This is a genomic window from Derxia lacustris (genome assembly GCF_002105195.1).
In the GTDB taxonomy this organism is placed as follows: Bacteria; Pseudomonadota; Gammaproteobacteria; order Burkholderiales; family Burkholderiaceae_E; genus Derxia; species Derxia lacustris.
Map to the genome: position 1 here is coordinate 152,818 of NZ_MUHU01000002.1, position 17,710 is coordinate 170,527.

Annotated in this window: 20 protein-coding genes and 1 tRNA gene; 15 read left to right on the plus strand and 6 right to left on the minus strand. The window is 64.6% G+C overall.

Annotation, left to right across the window (positions count from 1 at the left end):
- Positions 1–6: 6 nt before the first annotated feature.
- The 4 genes from B9P64_RS02545 to nifA all read right to left on the minus strand — a co-directional run bounded on the left by B9P64_RS02545 (position 7) and on the right by nifA (position 4,270).
- Positions 7–405, minus strand: a complete 399-nt coding sequence (locus B9P64_RS02545) for a HesB/IscA family protein (RefSeq protein WP_085314704.1) — start codon at positions 403–405, stop codon at positions 7–9.
- A 37-nt stretch (positions 406–442) separates the two neighbouring features.
- Positions 443–637 carry a 4Fe-4S binding protein gene (locus B9P64_RS02550; protein ID WP_085314705.1) on the minus strand — a complete coding sequence of 65 codons (195 nt, stop codon included), beginning with the start codon at positions 635–637 and terminating at the stop codon, positions 443–445.
- Between the two features lie 87 nt (positions 638–724).
- Positions 725–2,329, minus strand: a complete 1,605-nt coding sequence (gene nifB / locus B9P64_RS02555; RefSeq protein ID WP_085314706.1) for a nitrogenase cofactor biosynthesis protein NifB — start codon at positions 2,327–2,329, stop codon at positions 725–727.
- Between the two features lie 162 nt (positions 2,330–2,491).
- Entirely contained in the window at positions 2,492–4,270 is a 1,779-nt protein-coding gene (nifA, locus tag B9P64_RS02560) for a nif-specific transcriptional activator NifA (protein ID WP_085314707.1), read from the minus strand.
- Positions 4,271–4,922: 652 nt separating this feature from the next.
- Here nifA and B9P64_RS02565 point away from each other — a divergent pair.
- The 14 genes from B9P64_RS02565 to B9P64_RS02630 all read left to right on the plus strand — a co-directional run bounded on the left by B9P64_RS02565 (position 4,923) and on the right by B9P64_RS02630 (position 16,331).
- The gene (locus B9P64_RS02565) at positions 4,923–6,134 is read left to right on the plus strand and encodes an IscS subfamily cysteine desulfurase (RefSeq protein WP_085314708.1); all 1,212 of its coding nucleotides are present in this window, start codon (positions 4,923–4,925) and stop codon (positions 6,132–6,134) included.
- Positions 6,135–6,170: 36 nt separating this feature from the next.
- On the plus strand, positions 6,171–6,593 hold the full coding sequence (gene iscU / locus B9P64_RS02570; RefSeq protein ID WP_085314709.1) for a Fe-S cluster assembly scaffold IscU: 423 nt from the start codon (positions 6,171–6,173) through the stop codon (positions 6,591–6,593).
- Positions 6,590–6,958: an iron-sulfur cluster insertion protein ErpA gene (gene erpA / locus B9P64_RS02575; protein ID WP_085314710.1), complete on the plus strand. Its 369-nt coding sequence runs from the start codon at positions 6,590–6,592 to the stop codon at positions 6,956–6,958. Before iscU ends, erpA begins: the two co-directional genes overlap by 4 nt.
- Positions 6,959–6,966: 8 nt before the next feature.
- The gene (gene iscA / locus B9P64_RS02580) at positions 6,967–7,290 is read left to right on the plus strand and encodes an iron-sulfur cluster assembly protein IscA (RefSeq protein ID WP_085314711.1); all 324 of its coding nucleotides are present in this window, start codon (positions 6,967–6,969) and stop codon (positions 7,288–7,290) included.
- A gap of 156 nt (positions 7,291–7,446) precedes the next feature.
- The gene (gene hscA / locus B9P64_RS02585; protein ID WP_085314712.1) at positions 7,447–9,384 is read left to right on the plus strand and encodes a Fe-S protein assembly chaperone HscA; all 1,938 of its coding nucleotides are present in this window, start codon (positions 7,447–7,449) and stop codon (positions 9,382–9,384) included.
- 16 nt (positions 9,385–9,400) lie between these two features.
- On the plus strand, positions 9,401–9,736 hold the full coding sequence (fdx, locus tag B9P64_RS02590; RefSeq protein WP_085314713.1) for an ISC system 2Fe-2S type ferredoxin: 336 nt from the start codon (positions 9,401–9,403) through the stop codon (positions 9,734–9,736).
- A gap of 397 nt (positions 9,737–10,133) precedes the next feature.
- A complete protein-coding gene (gene nifV, locus B9P64_RS02595; RefSeq protein ID WP_085314714.1) occupies positions 10,134–11,273 on the plus strand; it encodes a homocitrate synthase in 1,140 nt (379 codons plus the stop codon).
- 46 nt (positions 11,274–11,319) lie between these two features.
- Positions 11,320–11,706 (plus strand): nitrogenase stabilizing/protective protein NifW, encoded by a 387-nt coding sequence (nifW, locus tag B9P64_RS02600; RefSeq protein WP_085314715.1) that lies wholly within the window; start codon positions 11,320–11,322, stop codon positions 11,704–11,706.
- A 42-nt stretch (positions 11,707–11,748) separates the two neighbouring features.
- The gene (locus tag B9P64_RS02605; protein WP_085314716.1) at positions 11,749–12,597 is read left to right on the plus strand and encodes an electron transfer flavoprotein subunit beta/FixA family protein; all 849 of its coding nucleotides are present in this window, start codon (positions 11,749–11,751) and stop codon (positions 12,595–12,597) included.
- 22 nt (positions 12,598–12,619) lie between these two features.
- Positions 12,620–13,723, plus strand: coding sequence for an electron transfer flavoprotein subunit alpha/FixB family protein (locus B9P64_RS02610; protein ID WP_085314717.1), 1,104 nt, complete (start codon positions 12,620–12,622; stop codon positions 13,721–13,723).
- Between the two features lie 19 nt (positions 13,724–13,742).
- Positions 13,743–15,047 (plus strand): FAD-dependent monooxygenase, encoded by a 1,305-nt coding sequence (locus B9P64_RS02615; protein WP_217808635.1) that lies wholly within the window; start codon positions 13,743–13,745, stop codon positions 15,045–15,047.
- Positions 15,044–15,340: a ferredoxin family protein gene (locus tag B9P64_RS02620; RefSeq protein ID WP_085314719.1), complete on the plus strand. Its 297-nt coding sequence runs from the start codon at positions 15,044–15,046 to the stop codon at positions 15,338–15,340. The genes B9P64_RS02615 and B9P64_RS02620 overlap by 4 nt, the downstream gene beginning before the upstream one ends.
- A gap of 99 nt (positions 15,341–15,439) precedes the next feature.
- Positions 15,440–15,766, plus strand: a complete 327-nt coding sequence (locus B9P64_RS02625) for a (2Fe-2S) ferredoxin domain-containing protein (protein WP_085314720.1) — start codon at positions 15,440–15,442, stop codon at positions 15,764–15,766.
- A 70-nt stretch (positions 15,767–15,836) separates the two neighbouring features.
- Positions 15,837–16,331, plus strand: a complete 495-nt coding sequence (locus B9P64_RS02630) for a hypothetical protein (protein ID WP_085314721.1) — start codon at positions 15,837–15,839, stop codon at positions 16,329–16,331.
- A 68-nt stretch (positions 16,332–16,399) separates the two neighbouring features.
- On the opposite strand, the gene B9P64_RS02635 is transcribed toward B9P64_RS02630, so the two are convergent.
- Both B9P64_RS02635 and B9P64_RS02640 read right to left on the minus strand, forming a co-directional pair.
- Positions 16,400–16,476, minus strand: a tRNA-Pro gene (locus B9P64_RS02635).
- A gap of 89 nt (positions 16,477–16,565) precedes the next feature.
- Positions 16,566–17,057, minus strand: a complete 492-nt coding sequence (locus B9P64_RS02640; RefSeq protein ID WP_139826105.1) for a hypothetical protein — start codon at positions 17,055–17,057, stop codon at positions 16,566–16,568.
- A 224-nt stretch (positions 17,058–17,281) separates the two neighbouring features.
- Here B9P64_RS02640 and B9P64_RS02645 point away from each other — a divergent pair, with 224 nt between their 5' ends.
- Entirely contained in the window at positions 17,282–17,614 is a 333-nt protein-coding gene (locus B9P64_RS02645) for a hypothetical protein (RefSeq protein ID WP_139826106.1), read from the plus strand.
- The last annotated feature ends 96 nt before the right edge of the window (positions 17,615–17,710 follow it).

A 17,710-nucleotide genomic window follows, 5' to 3' on the forward strand; every position in this document is an offset into this window, starting at 1 on the left:
TGAATATCAGGAAACGCTGGCCGGCTTGCGGACGATCGAGGAGATCTCGACGGTCTGCATGGTCGGCGCGGCGCTCGATTCGCCCGAGCTGCTGCACGCGCAAGGCGCCGCATTCGGGTTGACGAAGGTCAGGCCGCTCTTGGTCGGCGTTTCTTCGAAGCCGATCGTCACGCCTTCGAGAATCAGCCGGCTTTCGGCGGGCAGGAAGATCTTGACGCCGTTCAGCTCAAGCACTTCATCGCCGTCCAGCGGCTTGGGCTCGACCGTGAACTCCGAGTTGTAGCCCGAACAGCCACCGGCCGTGACCGTGAGGCGGAAGCCGGCGTCGGCGGGCAGACCGGAGAAACGGACCACGCGCGAGATGAACTTCGTCGCGGAGGCATCGAGGATTACGTTCGGAAGCATGACGTTGGCTCTCCAGGGGGGTGGCAAGAGCGGAAGCTCAGGCCTTGACGATGCAGTCGTCGACCGGGCACACGGCGACGCACTGGGGCGCGTCGAACTGGCCTTCGCACTCGGTGCACTTGTTGGGATCGATCACGAACACGCCGCCCTTTTCGCGGATGGCAACGTTCGGGCATTCGGGTTCACAGGCCGAGCAGCCGGTGCACATGGAGCCTTTGATCTTCAGGGACATGACGTTTCTCCTCGTCGGATGAAGGTTGAAAGATGAATTTCGGAGTCCGGTTCGCGCCATGCAACCCGGACTCCATGCGCCTGCCGCTTAGGCAGCGGCTTCCGCGGTGTAGGCACCTTGGCGGATGGAAGCGTCGCCGCGCTCCTTGTGTTCGATCTCACCCTTGGCGATGCGAGCGCGGTAGTCGGCAAACCAGCTGAGCGCCGCCTTCTCGATGAACTCGCCGGCGAACTCGTCGATCGGCTCGATGCCGGCCGTCTTGAGTTCGTCCTTCGGGCAGGCGCCGATCTTGGCCACCAAAACCGCGTGGCAGTCGTTGATGGCGCGCACGATCGACGGCAGTTGCTCGTCTTCGCCGAAGCCGCCCTGGCAGAACAGGTCGACGCGACGGTGACCGACGAACAGCGCTTCGGTGTTCGAGACTTCGAAGACCTGGAACTCGGTGACGTGACCGAAGTGTTCGTTGACGCGGCCGCCGCCCTTGGTGGCGACAGCGACGAGCACCTTCATGCCGTCATCGGCAGCAGCGGCGGCAGCGGCTTCGGCCAGAGCGGCTTCCTTCGCGTCGTGCTGGGCCTTGCGTTCGATCTCGACCTTGTCCTGATACGACTTGCGCTTGTCGAGGTCGTACACGACTTCCATTTCCTCGATCTTGTCGAGGGTGAACTCTTCCGAGCGGTCTTCGCCCAGCAGGCCCACGGCGTCGGCACGGCACTGACGGCAGTGACGCATCAGGTGCGCGCCGCCCATGCAGGCGTCCTGCACGGCCTTCAGCTCTTGCGCCGACGGGCCACGTTGGCCGTTGAGGCCGAAGTAGGTGCCGTGTTCGGGCTCGGAGATGAGCGGCATGATGTTGTGCAGGAAGGCACCACGCTTCTTCACTTCCTGGTTCACCTGGATCAGGTGCTCGTCGTTGATGCCCGGGATCAGCACCGAGTTGATCTTGGTGAGCACGCCGCGCGCCGTCAGCATTTCGAGGCCGAGCATCTGCTGTTCGTGCAGGATGCGGGCGGCTTCGATGCCGGTCACGCGCTTGTGTTCCCAGAAGATCCACGGGTAGATCTTGGCGCCGACTTCCGGATCGACCATGTTGATCGTGATAGTCACATGGTCGATGTTGTACTTGCAGATTTCATCGACGTACTTGGGCAGCGACAGGCCGTTGGTCGACAGGCACAGCTTGATGTCCGGGGCCTTTTCCGCGAGCTGGCGGAAGGTCTCGAAGGTCTTGGCCGGGCTGGCGAGCGAGTCGCCGGGACCGGCGATGCCGAGCACCGTCATCTGCGGGATTTCGCTGGCGACCGCGAGCACCTTCTTGACGGCCTGGTCGGGCGTCAGCTTTTGCGACACCACGCCGGGGCGCGATTCGTTCGAGCAGTCGTACTTGCGATTGCAGTAGTTGCACTGGATGTTGCAGGCCGGGGCCACGGCAACGTGCATGCGCGCGTAGTGGTGGTGGGCTTCTTCCGAGTAGCAGGGATGGTTCTTGACCTTGTCCCAGACTTCCTGGGGCATGTCGTCCGGGCCGTCGGACGTACCGCAACTGGCCTTTCCGGAGCCGCCGGTGGTGCCGCAGCCAGCTGCGATGGCGGGGACTTCAGCGGCTTCGGACAGGGCACTGCCTGTCTTCAACGCGTCGATCTGAATGTACGAGGTGGACTGCGGGGAGGTCGTGGCTTGCGTGGGTTGCATCGCTGCTCCTTTCAGATCGGTCAATGGGGTGCCGGGCTTGGCGTATTGACCATTCAGCGATTTCTATGCCACTCAATTTAATGTTTTAAATCAATTGCTTAGGCTTATTTTCAGCTTGTCGGCCTTGTCGCGGTCACGACAAAGCCGACAAGCCTGCGCGGGTTAGAACTTGCGCACTTCGATCTGGTATTTCTGCAGCGCGTAACCCATCTGGCGCGGCGTGATGTTGAGCAGTCGCGCAGCCTTGGCCTGCACCCAGCCGCTGCGCTCCATGGCCCAGATCAGACGCTCGCGCTCGCCCTGCGGCTTCTCGTCCTGCGGCTCGGCGCGGCTCGGCGCCGGACGCGACGAGAAGGCCCGGCCATCGAACTCGGGCATGCCGCCTTCGGTGACCGGCTCGCGCGGCATCGGCGGGAAAGCCGGCATCGGCGCACCGCCGCCGGAATAGCTGCCCGAATAGCCACCGCCGCCCGCATGGCCGATGTCGGCCGGCGGCTGGGCATGGCGCGATACCGGCGGCGCGATGACCGCCTCGGCCGGCAGGCGGGCCGCGGCGACCGCATCGTCCTTGTCGACGTTGTGCAGCATCTGCGTCAGACATCGATCGCTGCAACAGGGGAAGTTCATCGCCTCGATGACCTTGCCCTGCGTCATCGTCGCGGTGCGCTCGACGCAGTTTTCCAGCTCGCGCACATTGCCCGGCCAGTAGCAGTTGTAGAGCACGCGCATGGCATCGGGCGACACGCGCAGCTCGCGCTTGTTGTCCTTGTTGTAGCGCTCGAGGATGTGGGTGACCAGCGGCGGAATGTCCTCGCGCCGCTCGCGCAGCGGCGGCAGGAAGATGCTGACCACGTTGATCCGGTAGTACAGGTCGGCGCGGAAGGTGCCGGCCGCCACCATCTTTTCGAGATTGCGGTTGGTCGCGCAGATCAGCCGCACATCGACCTTGATCGCCTTGATGCCGCCCACGCGCTCGAACTCGCGCTCCTGCAGCACGCGCAGCAGCTTGGCCTGGAAGGCCGGCGAGATGTCGCCGATTTCATCGAGGAAGAGCGTGCCGCCGTTGGCCAGCTCGAAGCGGCCCTTGCGGTCGCCGACCGCGCCGGTGAACGCGCCCTTCTCGTGACCGAACAGTTCCGACTCCAGCAGGCTTTCGGTCAGCGCGGCGCAATTCACCTTCACGAAGGCGGCGCCGGCGCGCGGCGACAGCTCATGCACCGCCCGCGCGATGACTTCCTTGCCGGTACCGCTCTCGCCGCGCAACAGCACCGTGCTGCGCGACGGCCCGACCTGATGCACCTCGGCAAACACTTCCTGCATGCGCTTGGAATGGCCGATGGCGTTGTCGATGTTGAAACGTCCCTTCAGCTCGCGCTTGAGGCGACGCGTCTCGCTCATCCACTGGTCGCGCTCGGCGGTGACATTGCGGTTGAGCACGATGGTCTGGCTCATCAGCGTCGCCACCATCGTCAGCAGCGGCAGGTCGTCGCGGAAGCCGCCGACGCCGGTCGTGACCCGGTCGATCGCCAGCACGCCCAGCACGCCGCGGCTCGACTTGATGGGCACGGCGGCAAAACCGATGCGCTGGCCCGGCTCGGGCGGCTGCGTGCCCTTGGCGAACTCGGGCTCTTCGGTGATGTCGGGCACCACGACCGGCACGCCGTTGGAATACACCCGGCCGATCACGCCTTCACCCGCCTGGTAATGGCCCAGCTCGCGCTCTTCGAGCGACATGCCGACCGAGCTTGTGAGCATCAGCCCGCCATCCGGATCTTCGAGCACGACCATGCCGCGCCTGAAGTCCATGTGTGTCGTGAGTACGTTCAGTGCCTCGCGGAATGTTCGCGAGAGGTCGAGCGATGAACTGAGAATCCGGCTGATCGCGTAGATCGTGACCAGCTCGACACGAGCCCTGGAAGTGGACTTCGACTCTTCCTGCATGTGCACATCCCCTTGATGAACGATCCGGCCAATAGGAGGGCCGCAAACCCCGCCAAGTGCTCTCGTTCAGCAATGCCCTGGGGCTTCGAATTCTTCTGTATTGCTGATTTCGCCCAATTGCCGGCCACAGATTTCTGATAGGAGGCCGATCTGGTGCAGGCAGCCCATTGAGCAAGGAGCGAACCAAGAGGCGATCAAGCCACGAACCAAGGGACATCCCTAGGCCAATGATTTGATCGAGCGCAAGTTCCACCCCATTAACCCGCAATTGCGAACCGATCCCGAATGATCCCGGAGATTGGTTCGGGCAGCATGTTGCGCCGGTTTTTCGAAGCCGCGCTCGCGGCCTCTCATCGGCGCACCCATACGGCCAATCCCGGAATCGAAATGGGGCAACTTCGCCCCATGCCGTACCGCGACGGCAGCGCAGGCCGCGCGTCGACCGTGGTTTGCCGAGCCGTCCCGAATGTCGCGGGACCGGGCCGGGCTTGTCCCATACGCGACAAACACGACATCGCGTTTTTCGCCTCGCCTCATGCCCGCAAAGTTCGCAAGCACTTGATTTAGCTCAGATTTTTTGAGGCCGGGAACGGTGGCACACCGATTGCGGTAGGCAGTCCATCCACGACTTGCCAGCCTACGGAGCCACCCCATGATCGAGCGTCCGATTTATCTCGATTACGCAGCCACCACTCCGGTCGATCCGCGCGTCGTCGCGAAGATGGTGCCCTTCCTGTACGAGCAATTCGGCAACCCCGCTTCACGCAGCCACGCCTACGGCTGGGCCGCTGAAGAAGCCGTCGAGATTGCCCGCGAACATGTGGCGCAACTGCTTGGCGCCGACCCCCGCGAAATCGTCTGGACCTCGGGTGCGACCGAGTCCAACAACCTCGCCATCAAGGGCGCCGCGCAATTCCACGGCGGCCGTGGCAAGCACATGATCACCGTGAAGACCGAGCACAAGGCCGTGCTCGACACCATGCGTGAACTTGAGCGCAGCGGCTTCGAGGTGACCTACCTCGACGTGCTCGAAAACGGCCTGCTCGATTTCGAAGCCTTCAAGGCGGCCATCCGCCCCGACACCATCCTCGCCTCGGTCATGCTCGTGAACAACGAGATCGGCGTGGTGCAGGACGTGGTCAAGCTTGGCAATCTGTGCCGCGAAAAGGGCGTGTTGTTCCATGTGGACGCCGCGCAAGGCTCGGGCAAGGTCGACATCGACCTGTCGAAGTGGCCGGTCGACATGATGTCGCTCTCGGCGCACAAGACCTACGGCCCCAAGGGCATTGGCGCGCTGTACGTGCGTCGCAAGCCGCGTGTGCGCATCGAGGCGCAAATGCACGGTGGCGGTCATGAACGCGGCTTCCGCTCGGGCACGCTGGCCGTGCACCAGATCGTCGGCATGGGCGAGGCCTATCGCCTGGCACATCAGCACATGGCCGAGGAAAACCAGCGCATCCGCGCCCTGCGCGACCGCCTCTGGGCCGGCCTGAGCACCATGGAAGAAGTCTTCCTCAACGGCGACATGGAACAGCGTGTGCCGCACAACCTGAACGTCAGCTTCAACTTCGTCGAGGGCGAGTCGCTGCTGATGGGCATCAAGGGCGTCGCCGTCTCGTCGGGCTCGGCCTGCACCTCGGCCAGCCTCGAACCGTCTTACGTCCTGCGCGCCCTGGGCCGCAGCGACGAGCTGGCTCACAGCTCCATCCGCTTCTCGATCGGCCGTTTCACGACCGAGGACGAAGTCGACCGCACGATCGAACAGGTCACCACCGCGGTCGCAAAACTCCGCGCGCTCAGCCCCCTTTGGGACATGCATCGCGAAGGCATCGACCTGTCCACCGTCCAGTGGGCTGAACACTGAAATCCGCATCACAAATGCACCTTCGGGAGTAGGAACATGGCTTACAGCGACAAGGTTCTCGACCACTACGACAATCCGCGCAACGTTGGCGCGCTGGAAGCCGGCGACGACACCGTCGGCACCGGCATGGTCGGCGCGCCCGCCTGCGGCGACGTGATGCGCCTCCAGATCAAGGTCAACGACCAGGGCGTGATCGAGGACGCGAAGTTCAAGACCTACGGCTGCGGCTCGGCCATCGCCTCCAGCTCGCTCGTGACCGAATGGGTCAAGGGCAAGACGCTCGACGAAGCGCTCGCGATCAAGAACACCGACATCGCCGAAGAACTCGCGCTGCCGCCGGTCAAGATCCACTGCTCGATCCTCGCCGAAGACGCCATCAAGGCTGCCGTCGCCGATTACCGCACCAAGATCACCATCGCCGGCGCCGGCGAAGCCACCACCGTGGAGACCCAGCAATGAGCACCGATACCCTCGAAGCGCCCGTCGAAACGCCGCAAGTCCCGGTGAACATGTCGGACTCGGCCGCGGCCAAGATCCAGGAACTGATTACCGAGGAAGGCAACCCCGAACTCAAGCTGCGCATCTATGTGACGGGCGGCGGCTGCTCGGGCTTCCAGTACGGCTTCGCGTTCGAAGAAACGATGAACGAAGACGACCTGCGCGTCGAGCGCAACGGCGTGTCGATCATCGTCGACGCGATGAGCCTGCAATACCTGGCCGGCGCCAACATCGAATACGAAGACAGCCTCGAAGGCTCGCGTTTCGTGATCAAGAACCCCAACGCCACCAGCACCTGCGGCTGCGGCAGCTCGTTCTCGGTCTGAGGCTGGACATGGGTATCACCGTCACCGAACCGGCAGCACGCCAGATCACCAAGTCGCTCGTCAAGCGCGGCAAGGGCGTGGGCCTGCGGCTCGCGGTCAAGACCAGCGGCTGCTCGGGCTTTGCGTATGCGCTCGAATTCGTCGATGAAACCGAGCCGACCGACCTGATCTTCGAGAACTTCGGCGTCAAGGTCGTCATCGACCCCAAGAGCCTGACGATGCTCGAAGGCACGGAGCTCGACTTCGTGCGCGAAGGCCTCAACGAGGGCTTCAAGTTCAACAACCCGAACGTCACGGCCGCCTGCGGCTGCGGCGAAAGCTTCGCGGTCTGAGATCGCACGGGGCTTTCTGCAAGCCCTTGCAATCCTGGCCCGAGCATCCGGACACCCGCAGCGGCGTCCGGAGGGTTTGCTGTCCGCCCTCCCCTGGCGGACGGACACCAAACCGGATTCACCTCTCCCCTCCCCACCCTAAATCGCGAACCGACCATGGCCCTGATGCAAATTGCCGAACCCGGCCTGAGTACCGCGCCGCACCAGCATCGTCTGGCGGTCGGCATCGATCTTGGAACCACCAACTCGCTGGTCGCCTCGGTGATGAGCGGCGAAGCCCGCGTGCTGCGCGATGCCGAGGGCCGCGCGCTGCTGCCGTCGGTGGTTCGCTACACGCCGCCGGCCGAAGTCGCCGCGCCGGTCGCTGCCGATCCGAATGCGCCGAGCTTCGATCTGCCGTCCGAAGCCACCGCCTATCGTCCCGTCGTCGGCCATGACGCCCAGGCCGCGCAAAGCCTTGATCCGCTCAACACCATCGTGTCGGTCAAGCGCTTCATGGGCCGCAAGCTGGCCGATCTGGCCGAAGGCGAAAGCGCCACCTACAAGCTGGTCGACGGTGCCGGCATGGTCAGCGCCGAAACCGTTGCCGGCGTGAAGACGCCGGTCGAAGTCTCGGCCGAGATCCTGAAGGTGCTGCGCGAACGCGGCGAAGCCTCGCTCGGCGGCGACATCACTGGCGCGGTCATCACCGTGCCGGCCTACTTCGACGACGCGCAACGCCAGGCCACCAAGGACGCCGCGCGCCTCGCCGGCATCCATGTGCTGCGCCTGCTCAACGAACCGACCGCGGCCGCGATCGCCTATGGCCTCGACAACGGCTCCGAAGGCGTGTTCGCCATCTACGACCTGGGCGGCGGCACGTTCGACATCTCGATCCTGCGCTTTGCGCGCGGCGTGTTCGAAGTGCTGGCCACCAATGGCGATTCGGCGCTCGGCGGCGACGACTTCGACCGCGCCATCGCCGTGTGGCTGAGCGGCGGCTGCGCGCTCGATGGCCGCGCGCCGTCGGATGTGCGCCTGCTGCTCACGCATGCCCGCGCCGCCAAGGAAGCGCTGACCGATGCCGAATCGGTCGAGATCAACTGCACGCTCTGCGACAGCTGCGCGGTCAACAAGGTGCTGACGCGCGAAACCTTCAACGCGCTGGCCGCCCCGCTGGTCGCCCGCACGATGAAGCCGGTGCGCAAGGCCATGCGCGACGCCGGCGTCGAACTCGCCGACATCAGCGGCGTGGTGATGGTCGGCGGCTCGACCCGCATGCCGATCGTGCGCCGTGCCGCGAAGGAATTCTTCGGCAAGGAACCGCTGATCAACCTCGATCCGGACCAGGTGGTTGCCATCGGCGCCGCGATCCAGGCCGACGTGCTCGCCGGCAATCGCGGTGGCGACGACTGGCTGCTGCTCGACGTGTGTCCGCTGTCGCTCGGCCTCGAAACCATGGGCGGTCTGGCCGAGAAGATCATCCCGCGCAACTCGGTCATCCCGACCGCGCGCGCCCAGGACTTCACCACCTTCAAGGACGGCCAGACGGCGATGATGATTCACGTCGTCCAGGGCGAACGCGAGCTGGTGTCCGAATGCCGCTCGCTCGCGCAATTCGTGCTGCGCGGCATTCCGCCGATGTCGGCCGGCGCGGCGCGCATTCGCGTGACCTTCCAGATCGATGCCGACGGCCTGCTCAGCGTCACCGCCAAGGAAACCGTCAGCGGCGTCGAAGCGCACGTTGAAGTGAAGCCGGCCTACGGCCTCGCCGACGACGACGTGGCCCGCATGCTGATGGACGCCTTCGGCCAGTCCGAGGCGGATGCCAAGGCCCGCATGCTGCGCGAGGCCCAGGTCGATGCGCGCCGCCTGCTCGACGCGACCGAAGCTGCGCTCGCCATCGATGGCGAAGCCCTGCTCAGCCCGCCCGAGCGCGTGCAGATCCGCAATGCCCTGCACGCCCTGGCCGACGCGCTCGAAACCTCGACCGAAGGCAAGGCGCTGCGCGAAGCCACCGATGTGTGCAACAAGGCCACCGAGCCGTTCGCCGGCAAGCGCATGAATGCCAGCATCCAGAAGGCCCTCGCAGGCCGTTCCGTCGAGACCATCTGAAGCACTGAAGCCCATCATGCCCATCGTCAAGGTTCTGCCCCACCCACAGCTCTGTCCCGAAGGCCTGAGCTTCGAAGCCAAGAAGGGCAAGTCGCTCGTCGACGCGATGCTCGCCAACGGCATCGAGATCGAGCATGCCTGCGAGAAGGTCTGCGCCTGCGCCACCTGCCATGTGCATCTGCGCGAAGGCCGCAACTCGGTCAAGCCGGCCGATGACGAGGAAGAAGACCAGCTCGACAACGCCTGGGGCCTTGATCCCGACTCGCGTCTGGCCTGCTGCGTCAAGCTCGGCGAAGTCGATCTGGTGGTCGAGCTGCCCAAGCACACGCGCAATCTGGCGCGCGAACATTGACGACAAAACGCCAATGAGGCGTGGGCTGGCGCTCATGCCCTTTCGGTCCGACAAAGGCGCCACTTCTGAATAAGAGGTGGCGCCTTTACTTCTTTCAAGGGCCGGTTTTGCGGTCTGGCGCGGGCACGGCTTGAGCCAGATCAAGGCGCGCCGCAGCACGATTGGAACCGGCTCCGACGCCACCCTCGCATGGCCTGCGATCGCACCGTCTGAAGCCAGCCGAACCCTGCCGCGACCCGCTTGCCACCGCTCCGCTCAGGCCCGCCGGCTGTCCCAAAGCCGACAAACGCGACAAGCTCTCATTGGAATAATTTAATCAATTAAATCAATGACTTATAGATGGCAAACGCGTGGCACACCGCTTGCTGATCAGCGTGCAACCAGGGAGCCAGAATCCATGAGCCCGATCATCAACGACACGACCTTGCGCGACGGCGAGCAGACCGCCGGCGTCGCATTCACGGCCGACGAGAAGCGCGCGATTGCGCTTGCACTCGACGCCGCCGGCGTGCCCGAGTTGGAGATCGGCATCCCCGCGATGGGCGCGACCGAACTCGATGTCATCCACTCGATCGCGGGTCTCGGGCTCGATGCCAAGCTCATGGTCTGGGGCCGCATGTGCGAGAGCGACCTGAAGGCCGCGCTGTCCTGCCCGATCGACATCTGTCATCTGTCCATCCCCGTGTCCGACGTGCAGATCGAGCGCAAGCTGCGCCGCTCGCGCGACTGGGTGCTGGACCAGATCCGCTACTGGGTCGCCAAGGGCCGCGATGCCGGCGTGGACGTCAGCGTCGGCTTCGAGGACGCCTCGCGCGCCGACCAGTCCTTTCTGGCCCAGGCCGGCGAAGCGGCCCAGGCCGCCGGTGCGCGCCGCGTGCGCTATGCCGACACGCTCGGCGTGCTCGACCCGTTCACGACCTTCGAGCATGTGCGCAACCTGCGCAGCGCGCTCGACATCGAAATCGAAATTCACGCCCACAACGATCTGGGGCTGGCGACGTCGAACACGCTCGCCGCCCTGCTCGCGGGCGCAACCCATGCCAATACCACTGTCAACGGCCTTGGCGAGCGAGCCGGTAACGCGGCGCTCGAAGAGGTGGTGATGGGGCTCCGGCATCTCTACGCGATCGACTGTCATGTCGATACCCGCGCCATGCCCACGATCTCGCGCCTGGTGGCGCAGGCGTCGGGCCGGCCGGTGGCGGCCAACAAGAGCATCGTCGGCGACGCCGTCTTCACTCACGAAGCCGGCATCCATGTCGACGGCCTGCTCAAGGACCGCGCCAACTACGAAGGCTTCGACCCTGCCGAGGTCGGTCGCGAACACCGCACCGTTCTCGGCAAGCACTCGGGCTCCAGCGCCGTGACCGCCGCCTATGCGCGACTCGGCCTGCTGCTCAGCTCGGTCGAGGCCACCGAATTGCTCGGCCGCATTCGCCAGCACGTGATGCTGACGAAGCGGGAGCCGACGAGCGATGAACTCAAGCGCTTCTACATCGAGGCTGAGTTCCCCGAAGTGACGCTGCATCGGGCCTGAGATCCAGGCCGTCCAATCCACGCCCACCTTCCATCGGAGAACCGCCATGGACGAACTGACTCGCCGTCTTTCCCAGATGTCGGCTGCTGAAGACTTCCTCAACTTCTTCGGCGTCCGCTACGACCAGGCGGTCGTCAACGTCAACCGCCTGCACATCCTCAAGCGCTTCTATCAGTACCTGCGCAAGGCGGATCTCGAAGGTCTCGATGAAGTGGCGATGTTCGCGCGCTATCGCGAGCTCCTGACCCAGGCCTACGAAGACTTCGTCAATTCGTCGGCCGCGCAGGAGAAGGTGTTCAAGGTGTTCCAGGAAGCCGATGGCAACCAGCACGTCACGCTCGACAGCCTCAAGTCGAGCCTGCCGGCCAAGCGTGCGGCCAGCGGTGAAGGCGGCGTCCCGCCGGGTGCCCAGGCGGCAACCCAGGGCGCCTGAGGCCGATAGAGCCGACTAGATAAAAAGCCAAGGAGTTACGACATGCACATCGTCGTCTGCATCAAGCAAGTCCCGGATTCGGCGCAGATCCGCGTCCATCCGGTCACCAACACGATCATGCGTCAGGGCGTGCCTGCGATCGTGAATCCCTACGACCTGTTCGCCGTCGAAGAGGCCCTGCGCCTCAAGGACAAGTTCGGCGGCCGCGTGACCGTGCTCTGCATGGGCCCGCCCCAGGCCGAGGATTCGCTGCGCAAGTGCATTTCCTTCGGTGCAGACGACGCCATCCTCGTGACCGACCGCGCGTTTGCGGGTGCCGACACGCTGGCCACCTCGTATGCGCTCGCGTCGGCCATCACGACGATCAGCAAGGAACAGAAGGTCGACCTCGTGTTCACCGGCAAGCAGACCATCGACGGCGACACCGCCCAGGTCGGCCCCGGCATCGCGAAGCGCCTGAACCTCCAGCTGCTCACCTATGTGTCGCGCATCGTCGATGTCGACCTCACGAACCGCACCATCACCATCGAGCGCCGTGCCGAAGGTGGCGTGCAGGTGCTGAAGACCGCGCTGCCGAGCCTCATCACCATGCTCGAGAACACCAACACGATGCGCTTCGCGAACATGGACAACATGATTCGCGCCGCCCGCTACCAGATGAAGCTCTGGAACAAGGACGCGGCCGGCATCGAGGACGTGAGCAAGATCGGCCTGAAGGGCTCGCCGACCATCGTCAGCAAGGTGTTCGTGCCGAGCCCGCGCAGCGAGAAGGCCGACACCATCCTGCTCGACGAAACCACGCCGCGCGACGCCGCACTGAACGTGCTGCAGAAGATCTTCACCGCGCATCCGCTGCTCGAGCAAGACCTCGTCGAGCGCGGTTCCGTCTAATCCCACACGCCTGGAGAACACCATGAGCGAAGCACCAAAGAAGGCTGCGCCCGCCGGACGTGCGGGCCGCAACACCGAACTGCCCGAACACCTCAAGGCCTACAAGGGCGTCTGGGTGTTCATCGAGCATGACCGCGGCGTCGTGCACCCCGTGTCGTGGGAGCTGATCGGCGAAGGCCGCAAGCTGGCCGACAAGCTCGGCTGCACGCTGTCGGGCGTGCTGATGGGCGGCCCGGACGAAACGCTCGACGCGTTCGCCGACGAGGCCTACACCTTCGGCGCCGACAAGTGCTACATCATCCGCGACCCGATCCTGAAGGGGTATCGCAACGAGCCCTTCACCAAGGGGCTGACCAAGCTGGTCAACGAATTCCAGCCCGAGATCATGCTGCTCGGCGCCTCGACCATGGGCCGCGACCTGGCCGGCTCGGTTGCCACCACGCTGCAAACCGGCCTGACCGCCGACTGCACCGAGCTGAACATCGACGGCAACCGCGCGCTGGCCGCCACGCGCCCGACCTTCGGCGGCTCGCTGCTGTGCACGATCGTCACGCTGGCCTATCGCCCGCAGATGGCCACGATCCGTCCGCGCGTGATGCAGATGCCGCGCGCCCAGACCGACCGTGAAGGCAAGATCGAGATCATCGAATCGACGCTCGGCCTGATCGAGACCGACATCGTCACCAAGCTGCTCGACTTCATCCCCGACGCGGCCAGCAACAAGCCCAAGCTCGAATACGCCGACGTCATCATCTCGGGCGGCAAGGGCCTGAAGAACGCCGACAACTTCAAGCTGGTGTTCGACCTGGCCAAGCTGCTCGGCGGCGAAGTGGGTTGCACCCGCCCCATCGTGCAATCGGGTTGGCTCGAAGCCGAGCGCCAAGTGGGCCAGACCGGCAAGACCGTGCGCCCCAAGCTGTACATCGCCGCCGGCATCTCGGGCGCGATCCAGCATCGCGTGGGCATGGAAGGCGCCGACTGCATCATCGCCATCAACACCGATCCGAACGCGCCGATCTTCGACTTTGCCCACTACGGCATCGTCGGCAACGCGATGCAGGTGCTGCCCGCGCTGACCGAAGCCTTCAAGACCCACATCGCGCAGCGTGCGCGCATCGCGGCCTGAGCCCGGAGAACCGATCATGATGAACGAACGATTTGACGCGATCGTCGTCGGCGCCGGCCCCTCGGGCAACGCCGCGGCGTACACGCTGGCCAAGCAGGGCCTCAAGGTGCTGCAGATCGAACGCGGCGAGACGCCGGGCTCGAAGAACGTGCAGGGCGCCATCCTGTATTCCGATGCGCTCGAACGCATCATTCCCGACTTCCGCGACGACGCGCCGCTCGAACGCCACATCATCGAGCAGCGCATGTGGGTGCTCGACGACAACTCCTTCGTCGGCTCGCACTTCCGGTCCGAGGACTACAACAAGCCGCCGTACAACCGCTACACGATCATCCGTGCGCAGTTCGACAAGTGGTTCAGCAGCAAGGTGCGTGAAACCGGCGCCCTGGTCATCTGCGAAACCACCGTCGAACAGCTGCTGATGGACGGCGACCGCGTGGTCGGCGTGCGCTGCGACCGCGAAGGCGGCGACGTGTTTGCCGACGTGGTCGTGCTGGCCGATGGCGTGAACTCGACGCTGGCGCGCAAGGCCGGCTTCCATCCCGACATCAAGGCCAAGAACGTCGCGCTCGCGGTGAAGGAAATCCTCTTCATGCCCGAAGAGAAGATCCAGGAGCGCTTCAACATCAAGGAAGAAGAAGGCGTCGTGATCGAGCTGGTCGGCACCGTGACCGAAGGCATGGTCGGTACCGGCTTCATCTACACGAACAAGGAATCGGTGACGATCGGCATCGGCTGCATCCTCGACGATTTCAAGAAGAATCCGAAGCGCACCTCGCCCTACACGCTGCTCGAAAACCTCAAGAAGCATCCCTCGGTCGCCCCGCTGATCGAAGGCGGCGAGATGAAGGAATACACGGCGCACCTGATCCCCGAAGGCGGCTTCTTCGCCCTGCCCCAGCTCTACGGCAACGGCTGGCTGATCGTCGGCGACTCGGCCGGTTTCGTGAACGCGGCGCACCGCGAAGGCTCGAATCTGGCGATGACCTCGGGCCGTCTGGCCGGTGAAGCCATCGGCGAGCTGAAGAAGGCCGGCAAGGACACGTCCGCCGCCAACCTCAAGCTCTACAAGGACAAGCTCGACGCGAGCTTCGTGATGAAGGACCTGCACAAGTACCGGCACATGCCGGAGGTCCTGCACAACAACAACCAGTTCTTCACGGCCTATCCGGAGCTTGTCGCCAAGGCCGCCAAGACCCTGTTCACGGTCGACAACGTCGACAAGCTGACCAAGGAAAAGGAAATCCGGACCAGCTTCCGGTCGAGCCGTTCGCTCGTCGGTCTCATGAAAGACGCCTACAAACTCTGGAGGGCAACGCGATGAGCCTCGTCGTCAACGTCGAAGAAAAGCTTTATCAGAACCGCTACAAGGTCGACCACGGCCGTCCGCACATCAAGATCAAGGATGCGGACCTGTGCAAGAACGACTGCCAGACGCAGTCGTGCACCTTCGTCTGCCCGGCGTCCTGCTACAAGGCCGAAGGCAATGGCGCGGTCACCCTCATCACCGACGGCTGCCTCGAATGCGGCTCCTGCCGCGTGATCTGCACCGAGCTGTCGAACGTGCAGTGGGAGTACCCGCGCGGCGGCCACGGCGTGCTGTTCAAGTTCGGCTGAGCACTGTCTGACCGGGAGCCGGCGCGGCGCGCACCGGCTCCCGCTGGCTCGTTGTCCATCCTCCATAAACTCCAACAATCGACCGACAAGGAGTCCGCCATGTCCCGTCCCGCCCGGCACGTCTTCGTTTGCACCCAGCAACGCCCGCCCGGTCATCCGCGCGGCAGCTGCGCAGCCAAGGGCTCCACGCAGGTGCTGCAAACCTTCTGGGCCGAGCTGCAGAAGCGCAATGCCTACGAGAAGGTCGCCATCACGTATTCGGGCTGCCTGGGCCCCTGCGACTCCGGCGCGAACGTTCTCGTGTATCCGGAAGGCACGATGTACAGCAACGTGACTGCCGCCGACGTGCCCGAGATCTTCAACGAGCATCTCGAAAACGGTAAGACGGTCGAGCGGCTGCTGGCGCCGCCGGAACTCTGGAGCTGAGTCCGGACCGCCGCCGGCCGCGTGCCGGTGGCGCCGGGCGATTCGCCGATCCTTCCACGGGACGCATGCGATGAACCTCTTCACCGGTGATTCTTCCGACGAGTACTTCGGCAGCGATACGCCGCCGTCGGTACGCCGTCTGCTCGAACAGGCCGCTGGCGCGCCGCCTCAGCAGATCGAGGCGCTGCTCTGGACCGCCCAGGCCTCGGCGCCCGAGTGCCTGGCCACCTACTACCTGCTCTACAAGTTCCATGCGAGCCGGCGCCAGTTCGCGCTGGCCGAGCGCGCCGCGCGCAAGGGACTGCACATGGCGGCCGAGCAGGCCGGTCTGAATGCCGACTGGCAGCTGGTACAGCCGGGCGACGCGGTATTCACAGAGACCGGGCCGGCGCGCTTCTGGCTGTTCACGCTCAAGGCGCTGGCCTTCATCTCGCTGCGCGCCGGACGCGAGGACGAGGCGCGCAAGTTCCTCGCCCATGTCCAGCTGATCGATCCGCAAGGTGGTGCCGGCGGCGAAGTGATTGCCGCGCTGCTGGCGGCTGCGGCCGGTGGCGACAACCGCTGAACGCGATTGTTGCAGCGCAATGAAAAACGCGCCTGGTGTCGATGAAGACAACAGGCGCGTTACCGAACTGGTCGGGGTGGAGGGATTCGAACCCCCGACATCCTGGTCCCAAACCAGGCGCGCTACCGGACTGCGCTACACCCCGCAAAGAGGGCGGATTCTAACGACCCGGGCGAGTTCTACCAAACGCTAGTTCACTCGCCGACGAATCGCTTCCGGACCGTACCGCCGATGTCAGCGCTTGAGACGCTGGCGCACGATGACCAGCATGCTCACGAAACCGGCAGCCAGCAGCGCGGCGGCCGACGGTTCGCGCAACGCTTCGGGCACGTTGACAAGGTCGGCTTCGAGCAGTGCGTCCTGGCTGGCAGCCTCGCTGCCGATGGCGGTGGCAACCGCCAGTGCATGCGTGACACGACGCGCATCGTCGACAGCCGTGTTCATCCGGGTGGAGATCGCGGCGATCGATCCAACATGGCGCGCACTTGCGACGACCGAGCGGCCTTCGCTGCCGCCCAGCGCCGGCAGCGCGGCGGCATTGGCCATGACCAGCGGCTGCTCGGCCAACTGGACCTGCGACTTGGAATCGGCACCGGCGATGGCGAAACCGGCGCCTGCGGTACCGCAGACCACCAGAATCGGAACGAGAAACTTTCGGACGAGACGGGATTGAGTCATTACGGCCTCCGGAGGTGGAGCTGTAGGGCGGCGTTCAATGTTTTTCATTTGTTGCGCTGATTCTAGTCAGCTCTTGCGCGCCGCACAATTTTTCATCGCACATTGCGAGAAAAAGCTCTCACTGATTGAAATGCGAGTACTTGTTTTTCTCGCAGCCATCTGGTTAGTAAGTCGGCGCTTCCGTCATGCAATCGGACGAAATCGCTAGAATCCGGCGCTCCGTCCGCTGGCATGCCTGCCGGCTCAAGGCCCCCTTTCAACCAGGAACTCCCTTGAAACCGTTTCGAATCCTGCTCGCCGTGGCCGCGCTCGCGGTCAGCTTTGGCATCGCTGCCGCCAACCGGCGCATTCCCGACGACGCACGCCGCGCGCGGGTCGCGCCCGCCGACATCAGCCATCTGGCGGTGTACGGCACTGCGGTAAGACTGGCGCCGGGCGCCCGCATCCTCGACCGCAACAACCGCTTCGTCACGCCGTCCAGCGTGCCGGCCAATTCGGTCGCGCGCCTGCGACTGGGCAGCGACAGCGCCATCAGCGACGTGTGGCTGCTGACCGATGAGGAGATCGCCCAGAGCGATCCCCTGCCAGCCTGGCCCCAACCCTGAGTCGACGCCGGCAGCCGCCGTTATCACCTGTTTGCGGGATGACTGCAAGCTTTTGCAGCGTCTGCCAGCCACGTCGTTTCAATTCCACCTTGCGGC